General features: G+C 74.9%; 12 protein-coding genes. 4 read left to right on the forward strand and 8 right to left on the reverse strand.

The window, feature by feature from the left end; genetic code table 11:
* Positions 1 to 109 precede the first annotated feature (109 nt).
* The 5 genes from Saso_RS08860 to Saso_RS08880 all read right to left on the reverse strand — a co-directional run bounded on the left by Saso_RS08860 (position 110) and on the right by Saso_RS08880 (position 4,578).
* Entirely contained in the window at positions 110 to 1,276 is a 1,167-nt protein-coding gene (locus tag Saso_RS08860) for a serine hydrolase domain-containing protein (protein ID WP_189922510.1), read from the reverse strand.
* A gap of 114 nt (positions 1,277 to 1,390) precedes the next feature.
* Positions 1,391 to 2,359 (reverse strand): acetylxylan esterase, encoded by a 969-nt coding sequence (locus Saso_RS08865; RefSeq protein WP_189922508.1) that lies wholly within the window; start codon positions 2,357 to 2,359, stop codon positions 1,391 to 1,393.
* 87 nt (positions 2,360 to 2,446) lie between these two features.
* Entirely contained in the window at positions 2,447 to 3,034 is a 588-nt protein-coding gene (locus Saso_RS08870) for an Rv1733c family protein (protein WP_189922506.1), read from the reverse strand.
* Positions 3,035 to 3,203: 169 nt separating this feature from the next.
* Positions 3,204 to 3,971 carry a ferredoxin reductase gene (locus Saso_RS08875; protein ID WP_372442430.1) on the reverse strand — a complete coding sequence of 256 codons (768 nt, stop codon included), beginning with the start codon at positions 3,969 to 3,971 and terminating at the stop codon, positions 3,204 to 3,206.
* 1 nt (position 3,972) lies between these two features.
* Entirely contained in the window at positions 3,973 to 4,578 is a 606-nt protein-coding gene (locus Saso_RS08880; RefSeq protein WP_189922502.1) for a sulfite oxidase-like oxidoreductase, read from the reverse strand.
* Positions 4,579 to 4,787: 209 nt separating this feature from the next.
* Here Saso_RS08880 and Saso_RS08885 point away from each other — a divergent pair, with 209 nt between their 5' ends.
* Both Saso_RS08885 and Saso_RS08890 read left to right on the forward strand, forming a co-directional pair.
* Positions 4,788 to 5,720: an NADP-dependent oxidoreductase gene (locus Saso_RS08885; RefSeq protein ID WP_189922500.1), complete on the forward strand. Its 933-nt coding sequence runs from the start codon at positions 4,788 to 4,790 to the stop codon at positions 5,718 to 5,720.
* Positions 5,717 to 6,445, forward strand: coding sequence for a GNAT family N-acetyltransferase (locus Saso_RS08890; protein WP_189922498.1), 729 nt, complete (start codon positions 5,717 to 5,719; stop codon positions 6,443 to 6,445). Before Saso_RS08885 ends, Saso_RS08890 begins: the two co-directional genes overlap by 4 nt.
* Before the next feature lie 113 nt (positions 6,446 to 6,558).
* Here the strand turns inward: Saso_RS08890 and Saso_RS08895 are convergent, their stop codons facing one another.
* The gene (locus tag Saso_RS08895) at positions 6,559 to 7,074 is read right to left on the reverse strand and encodes a MarR family winged helix-turn-helix transcriptional regulator (protein ID WP_189922496.1); all 516 of its coding nucleotides are present in this window, start codon (positions 7,072 to 7,074) and stop codon (positions 6,559 to 6,561) included.
* A 237-nt stretch (positions 7,075 to 7,311) separates the two neighbouring features.
* Here Saso_RS08895 and Saso_RS08900 point away from each other — a divergent pair, with 237 nt between their 5' ends.
* Positions 7,312 to 8,214 carry a putative protein N(5)-glutamine methyltransferase gene (locus Saso_RS08900; RefSeq protein WP_189922494.1) on the forward strand — a complete coding sequence of 301 codons (903 nt, stop codon included), beginning with the start codon at positions 7,312 to 7,314 and terminating at the stop codon, positions 8,212 to 8,214.
* Here Saso_RS08900 and Saso_RS08905 read toward each other — a convergent pair.
* The gene (locus Saso_RS08905) at positions 8,207 to 8,908 is read right to left on the reverse strand and encodes a hypothetical protein (protein ID WP_189922492.1); all 702 of its coding nucleotides are present in this window, start codon (positions 8,906 to 8,908) and stop codon (positions 8,207 to 8,209) included. The genes Saso_RS08900 and Saso_RS08905 overlap by 8 nt on opposite strands.
* 131 nt (positions 8,909 to 9,039) lie before the next feature.
* Positions 9,040 to 11,088 carry a SpoIIE family protein phosphatase gene (locus Saso_RS08910; RefSeq protein ID WP_189922490.1) on the reverse strand — a complete coding sequence of 683 codons (2,049 nt, stop codon included), beginning with the start codon at positions 11,086 to 11,088 and terminating at the stop codon, positions 9,040 to 9,042.
* A 242-nt stretch (positions 11,089 to 11,330) separates the two neighbouring features.
* On the opposite strand from Saso_RS08910, the gene Saso_RS08915 reads away from it, so the two are divergent.
* Complete coding sequence (locus Saso_RS08915; RefSeq protein WP_189922488.1) at positions 11,331 to 12,233, forward strand: hypothetical protein; 903 nt, start codon at positions 11,331 to 11,333, stop codon at positions 12,231 to 12,233.
* Positions 12,234 to 12,247 lie beyond the last annotated feature (14 nt).

A 12,247-nucleotide genomic window follows, 5' to 3' on the forward strand; every position in this document is an offset into this window, starting at 1 on the left:
GGTGCGCCACCAGATCTAGCATTGGTCTAAACCACCAGGGAAGGGCGGGCCGCCCGATCGGCCGAATCCGGACCGCCCGCCGCCGCGGCCACCGCGCCCGCGGCCCGGCTCAGAGCGCGCTGTACAGGGCGGCGACCAACGCCGTCTTGCGCGGGTCGTCGGCGATGTGCGGACCCATGCGGTTCATCACGTACCCCAGCGACACACCCGCCTCCGGGTCGGCGAGCCCGCAGGATCCGCCGAAGCCGTCATGACCGAAAGCGCGCGGGTTCGGTCCGTACGATCCGTTCGGGCCGCTCAGCCACAGTCCCAGCCCGATCTCCGTCTCGTGCGCGAACCCGGCTCCCAGCACCAGGTCCCGGCAGGCGCCCTGGCCCTCGCGCACCCGCTCGGCCGCCTCGGCGGAGAGGATCCGGTGACCGCCGTACGCGCCCCGGCCGGCGAGTATCCCGTAGAGCGAGGCCACCGCACGCGCGGTGCCGTGGCCGTTCGCGGCCGGGATCTCCGCGGCCCGCCACCCCGGCGAGTTGGCCTCGGCCGCGCCCGCGAGCGGATTGGTCAGCGCGGCGAGGGCCGCCGGGGAGAGCTGGCTGAAGACCGCCGCCTGCTCGCTCGACGAGGCGGCCTGCGGATGCACCAGTTCGGCCGCTCGTCCGGCCTCCTTCTCCGGCAGCCCGATCGTGAAGTCGATGCCGAGCGGCCCGGTCACCTCCCGCTCCAGGAAGGCCCCCGGCAGCAGCCCCGACACCCGCCGCACGACCTCCCCGACCAGGAAGCCGTACGTCAGGGCGTGGTAGCCGGAGCGGGTGCCGGGCTCCCACCAGGGCTCGGTGGCCGCCAGCCGCGCGGTGGTGAGCTCCCAGTCGTAGAGCTGCTCCAGCGTGTGCGGCTCGCGCAGCCCGGCCAGGCCCGCGCGGTGGGAGAGCAGGTACCGGACCGGTACGCGGTCCTTCCCGGCCGCCCCGAACTCCGGCCAGTACGACGCCACCGGGGCGTCGAGGTCGAGCAGGCCGCGGTCGGCGAGGATGTGCGCGCACAGCGCCGTCGGACCCTTCGACGTGGACCACACGTTGACCAGCGTGTCCTGCTCCCACGCGCGGGTGCGCGCCGCGTCGGCCCAGCCGCCCCACAGATCGGCCACCGGCACGCCGTCGACCGTGACGCTCACGGCGGCGCCCAGTTCGCCCCGGTCCCGGAAGTTCTCCTCGAAGGCGTCGCGCACCGCCGCGAAGCGCGGGTCGCAGTGGCCGTGGATCTGTGGCGCGTGCTCGGACATGGGGCCTCCGTGGTCCGCCGGAACACCGGACCGCTGCGGTGCGGCCCGGGCACCCCTGAACGTACCGACTGGTCGGACTGGAGGGAAGGGCGGCGCGGGCGCCCTCGCCGGACGTCAGATGTACGACCGCATCCAGCGCAGCTTGGCCGCCTCCTGGTAGGGGCCGCCGCCCTCGTGGTCGTTGAAGTCGTACACCTCGATCGCCTTGTCCTCGTGCGCCCACGCGTTGAAGGCGGCGAACACCGTCGACGGCGGGCAGGTCTGGTCCTCCAGGGCCGCCGAGAAGAGCGCGGGCGCCGAGCCGCGGGACGCGAAGTGCACGCCGTCGAAGTAAGCGAGAGTGGTCAGGACGTCCTCGGTGCGGCCGCGGTGCGTCTTGAGGAACAGGCCTATTTCCCGGTAGGGGTGACGGTCCGTCAGGGTCGCAGCCCGCGGGAAGTCGCACAGGAACGGCACGTCCGGGGCGATGCCCGCGAGATCCGGCACCAGGCCGCCCACGGCGAGGGTGATGCCGCCGCCCTGGCTCCCGCCGAGCGCCACGGTCCGCGCCGCGTCCGTCAGCGGATGGGAGCGCGCCGCCTCGACCGCGCGCACCGCGTCGGTGAACACCCGGCGGTAGTAATAGTTCTCGGGGGCGTCGATGCCACGCGTCATGAAGCCGGGGTACGCGGGCGCGCCGCCCACCGGGTCGGCGGTGCCGCCGCCTCCGCCCCAGGCGCTGCCCTGACCGCGGGTGTCCATGATGAAGTGCGCGCGTCCCGACGACGCCCACAGCAGATGCTCGTGCGGCAGCCCGCGTCCACCGCCGTAGCCGACGAACTCCACGACCAGGGGCAGCGGTTGCGTCGCCCCGGCGGGCAGGGTCAGCCAGCCCTTGACGGGGTGCCCGCCGAACCCGGCGAAGGTCACGTCGTACACCTGCACCGTGCTCAGGCCGGTGTCGACCGGTTCGAAGCGGGCGTCCAGATCGTGCTCGCGTGCTTCCTGGAGGGTCTTGGACCAGAACGCGTCGAAGTCCTCGGGCTCGGTGGACTCGCTGCGGTAGGCGCGGAGTTCATCGAGGGGCAGGTCGAACAGGGGCATCAAGGACCGCCTTTTGTTAAGTGCCCATACGAATGATCACACCGTACGTGGGCGGCGGGAGCCCTCGCCAGACCCCGGCGGGATGCTTCAGGCGGGCCTGCGGCGGGTCCACCGGGGCTCCGTACGGGCCCACTCGTGCTCCCACTCGTCCAGGCGGTGCCGCATGGCCACGCGGCGCACGACGGAGTGGCCCAGCAGCACCACGGCGGCCGTACCGCCGGCCGCGCACAGGCCCAGGGTGAGGGTGTGCTGCCAGACCATCGTGTCGTTCTGCGGCGGAGCGACGCTGCGGCCCCGCGCGTCGAACCACACGTCCACCATGTCCCCGGTGCGGGTGCCCGTCGGCACCCGGGCCGGCGCGGTCCGCGCCCGCTCGCCCGGCGGTGTCCAGCGCACGGCCACCGAGAACGTCTGCTGCCTGCCGCCCTCCGCCGAGGGCATGCTCGCGGGCGGGTGCCCGACCACCTCGGCCCGCACGCGGTGCCGCTCGGCCCGCTGCTGGGACGCGACCGCCCGGGCGTCGGCGTGGGCCCACCGTCCGGCGAGGACCCCGGCCAGCGGCGCGGCGACCATCAGCAGCGCGGCCACGGCGAGCGCCGTCCACGCCTCCAGCACGTCCGACCTGCGCCGCAGCGGGTTGTCCCGCAAGCGCCGGCCGCGAACACCGCCTCGCATGTCGACCTCCTCGCCGTCACGCGTACGAGTGCCCACATGAGCGTCATACCCCGTTCGGAGTACATCGTTTCACGCTTCGTTCACGTCGGCCCGTCGGCGACCGCCCGGGCCGACGTGGACGCGGGCGGACGCCGACGGGGGGCGGGGCAGGGGGCCCGCCCCGGGCGGATCAGCCGAACCGCTCGATCCGGATCCGCTCGACCGGCTGCCCCGCCCGGACCAGCAGCCGCGAGGCGTGCTCGGCGAACCCGTTGGACCCGCACACGTACGCCTCCCAGCCGCCGGCCGGCGCCCCGGCCAGCAGCGGAGCGAGGTGGTCCCCCGCCAGCCGCCCCACGGGCACCCCGCGCGGGGCGCTCCTCGTGAACACCGGCGTCGTCTCGGCTCCGTACTCCCGCGCGTAGATCAGCTCCTCGGGGCCGCGCGCGGACACCAGCAGCCGCAGCGGCACGTCCAGGCCGCGCGCCCGGTGGTGGCGGACCATGGACATCAGCGGGACGACCCCGGAGCCCGCGCCGATCAGCAGCGCGGGCCGGTCGCCCGGCCAGGCGAAGAACCCGCTGAGCGGGCCGCGCACCTGCACCTCGTCACCCGGCCGGGCCCGTGTGTGGAACCAGCCCGAGACCTCGCCGCCGTCCACGTGGTCCAGGGTCAGCTCGATGTGCCCCTCGTCGTCGGGCGCGGAGGCGATCGAGTAGTGCCGCTGGGCGGTGTAGCCGTCGCCGGCCGTCAGCCGCAGCATCAGGTGCTGGCCGGGCAGATGACCCTCCCACCGCGGCACCGCGAACCGGAAGGTGGCCGCCTGCGGGGTCTCGCGGCGGATCTCGGTGAGGGTGGCCGTCTGCCACCGGGCGGCGGAGCGGTTGCTCACCGCGATCCGGCCGGGCACCGCGAACCGGGACGGGGGGACGAAGGTGCCCGCCGGGGGAGTGGAGATCTCAGTCACCGGAGTACCTCTGCTCCTCCCAGGGGTTGCCCCGGGCGTGATAGCCGTTCTGCTCCCAGAAGCCCGGCTCGTCGTGGTCGAGGAGCCGCAGGCCCGCGACCCACTTGGCGCTCTTCCAGAAGTACAGGTGCGGCACGAGCAGCCGCGCCGGGCCACCGTGCTCGGCGGCGAGCGGCTTGCCGTCGTACTCCCAGGCGATCCACGCCCGTCCGCCGGTCAGGTCGGCCAGCGGCAGGTTCGTGGTGTACCCGGTGTGCGAGTACGCGACGGCGTGGGTCGCCGCCGGGTCGGGCCGGACGGCTTCCAGGAACGCGTCCAGGGACACGCCCCCGAAACGCACCCCGAACTTCGACCAGCTGGTCACGCAGTGGATGTCGCCCTCGTAGGCCGACTCCGGCAGCGCGTGCGCCTCGTCCCAGTCCCAGGTGCGGGGCGCCGCCACCAGGCCGTCGACGCGGAAGGACCAGTCGGCGGGGGCCAGGTCGGGCGTGACCTCGGCGGACAGCACGGGCCAGTCGTCGCCCGCGTCGTACTGACCGGGGGGCAGCCCCGGATTGTGGACGCGGGGGCGGCCGGTGAAGCCTCGGGTGACGTTCATACGGATCCAGCGTGAGGGCGGCGGTTGCTTACGCAGTCAACCGTACGTGCATGTCAGCCGTGCTCCGCACCCGGCCGCCGCCGCCCATCGTTAAGGCCGTATGAACAGTCCCGGGGGCGGGGAATAGCCGCCGGGCCCCGGCTCTTGCACGTGTCGTTCCGGATCCAGCGGTCCAGCGGTTCCGGTGCCAGCGAAGGAGAGTGGGAGCAATGCCGAAGGCGTACGTCTTCACCCGGTACGGCGGCCCGGAGACCGAGGCGCTCGTCGACCTGGACCAGCCCCGGCCCGGACCCGGCGAGGTCCTCGTCGCGGTACGCGCGGCGGGTGTCAACCCGGTCGACTGGAAGCAGCGCACGGGCTACCGCCGCCCCGGCGAGAGCGGGGAGCGCGTGTTCCCCGCGGTCCTCGGCAACGAGGTGGCGGGCGTCGTCGAGGCGACCGGTGAGGGGGTCACCGGGTTCGCGCCCGGCGACGAGGTGTTCGGCACCGCGGTCGCCGGCGGCTACGCCGAGTACGCGCTGCTCGCCGCGGGCATCACCGCCCACAAGCCCGCCGGGCTGTCCTTCACGGACGCCGCGACCCTCCCGGTGGCCGCCGCGACCGCCTACGACGGCGTGCTCCAGCTCGCGCTGCCGGCCGGGGCGACCCTCCTGGTCACCGGCGCGGGCGGCGGGGTCGGTGTCGCCGTCGTCCAGATCGCCCGCGCCCGGGGGCTGCGGGTCCTGGGCGTCGCGAGCGCGGGCAAGAAGGACCTTCTGGAGTCGCTGGGCGCCGTGCACGTGCCGTCCGGCCCCGGCTGGACGGACGGCGTCCGCTCGGCTGCCCCGGACGGGGTGGACGGCGTGTACGACCTCGTCGGCGGCGCGGTGCTGCGCGAAGCGGCCGGCCTGGTACGGGACCGCGCCCGGCTGATCACCGCCGGAGCCCCGGCCGAGGAGGCCGAGGAACTGGGCGGCGCCCGGGTGCTGCGCGCCCGCGACGCGGCCGTGCTGCGGGCGGTGGCGGACCTGGCCGTCCGGGGCGACCTGGACCCGCACGTCACCCTCAGGTTCCCGCTGGAGCGGGCCGGCGAGGCCCTGCGCGAGGTCGAGAGCGGCCACGCGCGCGGCAAGGTCGTCCTGGAGATCGGAGCGGACGCGTGAGCGACGTCGACGTCCCGCACATCCTGGACAACCCCGCCCTGGCCTCCCTCACGGGGCCGCACGCCCGCTTCGCCGAGCGCCGGGGCCGCGTGCTGCGCTACCCGGTCGACGTGTCGCCCTGGCTGGCGCTGCCGGACGATCCCGGCCCGGACGACTGGGCGGACCTCGCGGCGCTCGCCGGTCCCGGCGCGGAGGTCCCTCTGCCGGGCTTCCGCGGTGAGCTCCCGCCCGGCTGGGAGATCACCTTCCGGATGGAGGGCGTGCAGTTCGTCGACGACGGGCTGGCCGCCGCACCCGAGCCCGAAGCCGTCCGGCTCGGGCCCGCGGACGTGCCCGACATCCTCGATCTGGTCGCCCGCACCAGGCCGGGCCCCTTCGAGGCCCGCACCATCGAGCTCGGCACCTACCTGGGCATCAGGCGCGACGGCGCGCTGATCGCGGTGGCCGGCGAGCGGCTGCACCCGCCGGGCTGGACCGAGATCAGCGCCGTCTGCACCGATCCGGCCTTCCGGGGCGAGGGGCTGGCGACCCGCCTGATCCTCGCCGTCGCGCACGGCATCCGTGAACGCGGCGAGACGCCCTTCCTGCACACCTCCGCCGGCAACACGAACGCCATCCGGCTGTACGAGTCCCTCGGCTTCCGGCTGCGCCGCAGGACGGCGTTCCTGGCGGCCCGGGTGCCGGAGCGGCTGGGCGAGGGAAGCGAGCCGGTCCCGGTCGCCTAGGACCACGGGCCCCGCGCGCCGCCCCGCGGACCCGCAGCCCTGCGGACCCGGCCGGGGCCGAGGAGGGTCGGCGGGTCGCGTGGGGTCTGTCGTGGGCCGAAGCGAGGGGGCGGTCAGGGGGTCGGTGGCGTGGGGTGGGCGCTCATCGGGGTGGGGCCTTGCCATTCGTTGTAGCGCACGAGGTAGCGCGCGAAGCGTTCCAGGTCCGCCTCCGGCCACTGTGCGAGCCGTTCCCTGAAGGCTTCGCGGCGGCTCTCGGTGACCTGGGCGAGGATGCGGCGGCCCGCCCCGGTGAGGTGGAGGAGCTGGACGCGGTGGTCCTCGGGGTCCTGGCGCCGTTCGATCAGGCCGGTCCGCTCCAGGGCGGCGACCTGGCGGCTGACCGTGGACTTGTCCAGGGCGTGGTGCGCGGCGAGGTCCGTGGCCCGGCAGCCGCCGCTCTCCTCCAGGTGCCCGAGGAGCGTGTACGACACCAGCGACAGCTCGGGGTGCAGCCGGCCCGCGGAGGCCCGGGCCCGCCGGGCGAAGACCGTCATCTCCCGCTGGATCGTCTCCACGGACTCGCTCTGCGCGGACTCGGCTGCTTCCACCGGGACTCCCTCGACCGCCGCCTCTTCACCTGGTTGCATAGTACAACTCGGGCGGATCGGGACGAGCCGCGGGCGCGGGCCGCGGGAGCCGGGAAAAGACGGCGGCCGCTGGGATAGGGTGGCCGTCCGGCTGCGGGGGTCCGCGGCCGTGCGAGACCGAGGAGGTGAGACCCATTACCGCTGTGTCAGGTCGGGTGCTCTCACCTCGTGACGGCGCGGCTCGCCGCTAGGCGACCGCGAGAGCGCCCTTCGGCTCCCCGGAAGGCTTCCCGTTCCATGCCCCCTCGCTCTCCCTCCTCCTCCACTCCTCCCGCCTCTTCTTCCGCTTCGCCTTCCCCCGCGGCTCCCTCTCCGGCGCCCTCACCCGTCTCCGCTCCCGGGCCGGTCCGGCCGGCCGCCGCGGAACGCGAGGCGCTGACCGTGCTGCTGCGGGCCGCCGGGTGCGTCTTCGCCGAGGACGAGGCGGAGTTGATCCTCGCCACGGCACGTACCCCGCAGGAGGCCGCGGACATGGCGCGGCGGCGGGCGGCGGGCCTGCCCCTCGAACACGTCGTCGGCTGGGCCGGGTTCCACGGCCTGCGCGTGATCGTCGAGCCGGGCGTCTTCGTGCCCCGCCGCCGCACCGAGTTCCTCGTCGACCAGGCCCTCGCCGCCGTCCCGCACGCCTCGGTCGTCGTCGACCTGTGCTGCGGCTCGGGCGCCGTCGGCGCGGCCCTCGCCGCCGCGCTCGCACCGGTCGAACTGCATGCCGCGGACATCGACGAGGCCGCCGTGCGCTGCGCCCGGCGCAACGTCGCCGGGTACGGCGGACACGCCCACACGGGCGACCTGTTCGCCGCCCTCCCGGACCGGCTGCGCGGCCGGGTGGACCTGCTGGCCGCCAACGTGCCGTACGTGCCCAGCGAGGAGGTGCCCCTGCTGCCGTCGGAGGCCCGGGACCACGAGCCGCTCACCGCCCTCGACGGCGGCGGCGACGGTCTGGACGTGCTGCGGCGCGTCGCCGCCGAGGCGCCCCGCTGGCTCGCCCCCGGCGGCTGTCTTCTCGTCGAGACGAGCGAGCGCCAGGCCCCGGCGGCCGTCGAGGCCTTCACCCGCAGCGGCCTGGAGGTGCGTCTGGCGTACGACGAGGAGCTCTACGCCCACGTCGTCGTCGGCACCCGGGCCGGCCCGGTCAGGTAGCCGCCCCACCGCCCGTGGGGCCGGGGGAGGGCGAGCGGTCGCCCCCGTGGTTCCACGGGCCGTGCCCCGGGGAGCCGCCGTGCCACCGCTCGCCCGGTCCGCGGTCGCCGAAGTCGCCCGACAGGACGCGGTCGGCGGTGTTCGTGCCGCCGGAGAGGGTTCCGACGACGAACACGGTGGCGCCGGTCTTCAGCGCGCCGGGGCCGGTCTCCGGGCCGGCACCGTCACCGCGGACGGGTGTGTCCGCGGCCACGGTCCACGTCCAGGAGGCGCCGTCCTTGCTCTTGACGGTGACCCGGTCGCCGTCCGTCTTCGTCACCGTGCCCCGTTGCCAGACGCGGACGACCCAGTCGCCCGACCGGGGGTCCTTGACGGTCGCCTCGCCGTGCGCCGCGTCGCCGCGGGGGCCGGACCACGGGCCGCCGTGACCGTGCCGGCCGCCGGGCCCCTCGGAGGAGGACGAGGACGGCGGCGCGGAGGGAGCACCGCTTCCGGAGTTCCCCGAGGCCGCCGCGTAGGCGACGGTGCCGCCGAGCGCCAGGACGGCGACGGTGGTCGCCGCGATCACCGCCCGTCCGCGGGGCGGGCGGCGCCGCCACAACGTGCCGAGGCCCGCGCGCTCGCGGTCCGCGTCGACCGGTCCCGAGAGCAGTTCGGGCTCGTGCGGCCCCTGCGGCCTGTCCGGCTCCTGCATCACGGCTCACCCTCCTCGGGCACGACGGCGGCACCAGTGTCACGCCTCACTGTGATTGTCCGAGGTGCCCGGTAAGGAAGCGATAACAAAAGCCTGTGAATCGGGCGGACGGCGGCGACCGGCCGCCCCGCTCAGTCCCGGGCCCGCGCCACCAGCAGGGCCACGTCGTCGTGGTTGTCGGGATGGTGCAGAGCGTCCAGCAGCAGGTCGCACACCTCTTGAAGCGGCCGCGCGGGATCGTCGAGCAGCGCCAGCAGGGCGTCCAGACGTTCGTCGAGCGAGTGCGTGCGGGTCTCGACCAGTCCGTCCGTGTACAGCACCAGCTGGTCGCCGGGTGCGAAGTCGACCTCGGTGGTGGAGAACGGCACCCCGCCCACGCCCAGTGGCGCGCCGGTGGGCAGTTCGAGCAGTTCGGGCGGGCCGTCCGGGCGGACGCGCACCGGCGGCAGGTGTCCGGCGTTCGCGATCCGGCACCTCCCCACCCGGGGGTCGTGGACGGCGTACACGCAGGTCGCGATGGAGTGGTCCAGGCCCTGGGTGATCCGGTCGAGGTGCTCCAGGAGAACCGCCGGGTCGAGGTCGAGGGAGGCCAGGGTGGTCGTCGCGGTGCGCAGCCGGCCCATCGTGGCGTCGATGCCGCTGCCCATCACGTCACCGACGACCAGCGCCGTCTTGCCGTCCGGGAGCGGGATGACGTCGAACCAGTCGCCGCCGACCTCGGTGGTGGCGCCCGCCGGCTGGTAGCGGGAGGCGACCTCGAGGCCGCCGATGACGGGCGGATGGCTCGGCAGCAGGCTGCGCTGGAGGGTGAGCGCGGTGGTACGGGCGCTCTGGTACCAGCGGGCGTTGTCGATCTGGACGGCCGCCCGCGCCGCCAGCTCCCGGGCGAGGAGCACGTCGTCGTGGCCGAACGGCGCGGGGTTGCGGGTCCGCTTGAGGTCGAGGGCGCCGAGGACCTCGCCCCGGGCGATGAGCGGGACGGCCAGATAGGAGTGCACGCCGGCCCGGGCCAGCAGGGCGGCCGACTCCGGGGAGCGGGCGATGCGGCCGAGGTCCTCGTCCTTGACCTGCGCCACCATGACCGGCCGGCCGGTGCGTACGCACTCGGTGACCAGCCGGTCGGGCGCGTAGCGGGCCACCTCGCCGGGCCGGTCGGCGGCCCGCAGCGCGTCGGGTTCGTCGGCGGCCCGTACCGCCAGGGCGCGGATGACGGCCGGTTCGGCGGGTCCGAAGCTGCTGCGCCGGCCCGCGACCACCGCGTCGAGCAGATCGACGGCGGCCACGTCGGCCAGCTCCGGCACCGCCACCTCGGCCAGTTCGCGGGCGGTGCGCTCCAGGTCCAGGGTGGTGCCGATCCTCGCGGAGGCGTCCGCGACCAGCGCCAGCCGGCGGCGCGCGGCCTCGGCCTCGACGGCCGCCCGGTGCCGGTCGGTGACGTCGACGACCGAGACGGCCACGCCCAGCACGGTGCCCCGGGCATCCTCCAGGCGGTACAGGGAGAGCGACCAGGCGTGGTCCTGCTCGGGATCCGCCGGGGTCCGGCCGAACGCGGCCCGGTCGACGAGCGGTGCCCCGGTCCGCAGCACCTCGCGCGCGGCGGACTCCAGGGCGTCTGCGTCCAGCCGGGGGAGCACCTCGCGGACGGTGCGGCCCAGGTGGTCCTCGGCCGGGACGCCGTCCATCCGCGCCAGCGCCGGGTTGACCGAGACGTACCGCAGGTCGGTGTCCAGGACCGCGAGACCGTTGGGGGACTGCGCGACCATCCGTGTCGACAGGGCGAGGTCGCGCTCCAGCCGGCGCACCGTCGTGCGGTCGGCGGCGAGCCCCAGGGCGTAGACCTCGCCCCGGTCGTCCATGAGCCGGATGTTGCGGAACTCCACCAGACGGGTGGCGCCGTCCTTGCGCCGGATCGGGAACGCCCCCGCCCAGCTGCGCCCCGTGGCCATGACGTCCGCGAAAAGGCGCACGACCAGGTCGACGTGCCGTTCGTCGACCATCACATGCGCCGCGTACCGTCCGAGGGCCTCGTGGGCCGTGTACCCGAACAGCTCCTCGGCCTGGGGGCTCCACAGGGCGATGCGCCCCTGGGTGTCGAGCACCACGGAGGCGACGTTGAGCACGTCCAGCAGGCCGCTGGGCCCCGTCGGGCCGCCGGCCTCGGCCGATCCGGCTCCGCTCATGCCACGCACCGCCTCCGCCGCTCGCCGCGGCACGCCGTCCTCCGTGCCGACTCCCCCTGTTCCACCGTGCTCAATCGTTTTCTCCCACGGCTCGCGCGCCCTTCTCCATGCTCCTCCAGTACGGCGTCGCGCGCCGTTCCCCTCAAGGCCCGCAGCCGTCCATGAGATTGGTCTGTACATGACCACCAGGCGAGGCCAGACTGTCCGCCGAGTGCGCCCACCCCCCCTCGACGAGGAGTCCCATGCCCCTGCGTCCCGCCCGCCGCCGTCGCACCACGGCCGGCGCCGTCCGCGCCACCGGCGCCGTCCTCTTCGCGCTGGCCGCCGCGACGGTCACCACGCTCTCCGCGGCGCCGCCCGCCGCGGCCGCCGACACCTGGACGGAGGTCGGCTCCGACCGCGCCGACCCGCTGACCGAGAGCCAGGGCCTGGCCTCGGTCGAGGTCCCCGCGGGCAGCGGCAACCGCTACACCGGCATCGGCACCATCCCGCTGTCCCTGTCGGTGCGCGGCTGGAACCACGTCGGCGACCCGGACGCGTCCTACGACGGCTATTACGTGGAGCCGTACCAGAGCGACTCCAACAACGCGAAGCTGTACCGCGTGCAGGCGCCCGGCGGCGCCTGGTCCGAGTACGTGCACGCGCTCGCCCCGGGGGAGGCGCTGAACAACTCCTGGGACGCGATCACCCCGGACAGCCAGTGGATGCTGTCGGGCGAGTGGGGCACCATGACCCGGTTCCTGGTCTTCCCGACCCCCGGCGCCAACCCCGCCACCTCGCCCTCGGCCAACCTGCCGCAGGTCTCCACCGTCCGCCTCGACCACGCCGTACGGGACGTCCAGGGCTGCGACTTCACCGGCCCGACGACCCTGCTGTGCTCCTCGGACGACCCGGCCGGTACCCTCTTCGGCATCACCAAGCCGCTGTTGCGGATCGACCTGTCCGCCGCGCCGAACGGCACCTCCGACGTCACCGGCCATGTCACCGCCCTGCGCCAGCTGCCGCTGCGCAGCTCCTGCTCGGGCACGTTCGAGGCGGAGGGCATCGACTACGACCGCCGCTCGGGCACCCTGCGGGTGATCGTCGTGTCGCCCGGCTTCTGCGTGCTGACCGACAGCAAGACCTACCGCTTCACCCGGAGCTGAGCGGCCGGCGGGAC

This window comes from Streptomyces asoensis (assembly GCF_016860545.1).
In the GTDB taxonomy this organism is placed as follows: Bacteria; Actinomycetota; Actinomycetes; order Streptomycetales; family Streptomycetaceae; genus Streptomyces; species Streptomyces asoensis.

What these genes read in the sequence shown, in the direction of transcription:
- Saso_RS08860 (WP_189922510.1), bottom strand. Translation starts at nt 1,276, where the DNA reads ATGTCCGAGCACGCGCCACAGATCCACGGCCACTGCGACCCGCGCTTC.
- Saso_RS08865 (WP_189922508.1), bottom strand. Translation starts at nt 2,359, where the DNA reads ATGCCCCTGTTCGACCTGCCCCTCGATGAACTCCGCGCCTACCGCAGC.
- Saso_RS08870 (WP_189922506.1), bottom strand. Translation starts at nt 3,034, where the DNA reads ATGCGAGGCGGTGTTCGCGGCCGGCGCTTGCGGGACAACCCGCTGCGG.
- Saso_RS08880 (WP_189922502.1), bottom strand. Translation starts at nt 4,578, where the DNA reads ATGAACGTCACCCGAGGCTTCACCGGCCGCCCCCGCGTCCACAATCCG.
- Saso_RS08885 (WP_189922500.1), top strand. Translation starts at nt 4,788, where the DNA reads ATGCCGAAGGCGTACGTCTTCACCCGGTACGGCGGCCCGGAGACCGAG.
- Saso_RS08895 (WP_189922496.1), bottom strand. Translation starts at nt 7,074, where the DNA reads ATGCAACCAGGTGAAGAGGCGGCGGTCGAGGGAGTCCCGGTGGAAGCA.
- Saso_RS08900 (WP_189922494.1), top strand. Translation starts at nt 7,312, where the DNA reads ATGCCCCCTCGCTCTCCCTCCTCCTCCACTCCTCCCGCCTCTTCTTCC.
- Saso_RS08905 (WP_189922492.1), bottom strand. Translation starts at nt 8,908, where the DNA reads ATGCAGGAGCCGGACAGGCCGCAGGGGCCGCACGAGCCCGAACTGCTC.
- Saso_RS08910 (WP_189922490.1), bottom strand. Translation starts at nt 11,088, where the DNA reads ATGAGCGGAGCCGGATCGGCCGAGGCCGGCGGCCCGACGGGGCCCAGC.
- Saso_RS08915 (WP_189922488.1), top strand. Translation starts at nt 11,331, where the DNA reads ATGCCCCTGCGTCCCGCCCGCCGCCGTCGCACCACGGCCGGCGCCGTC.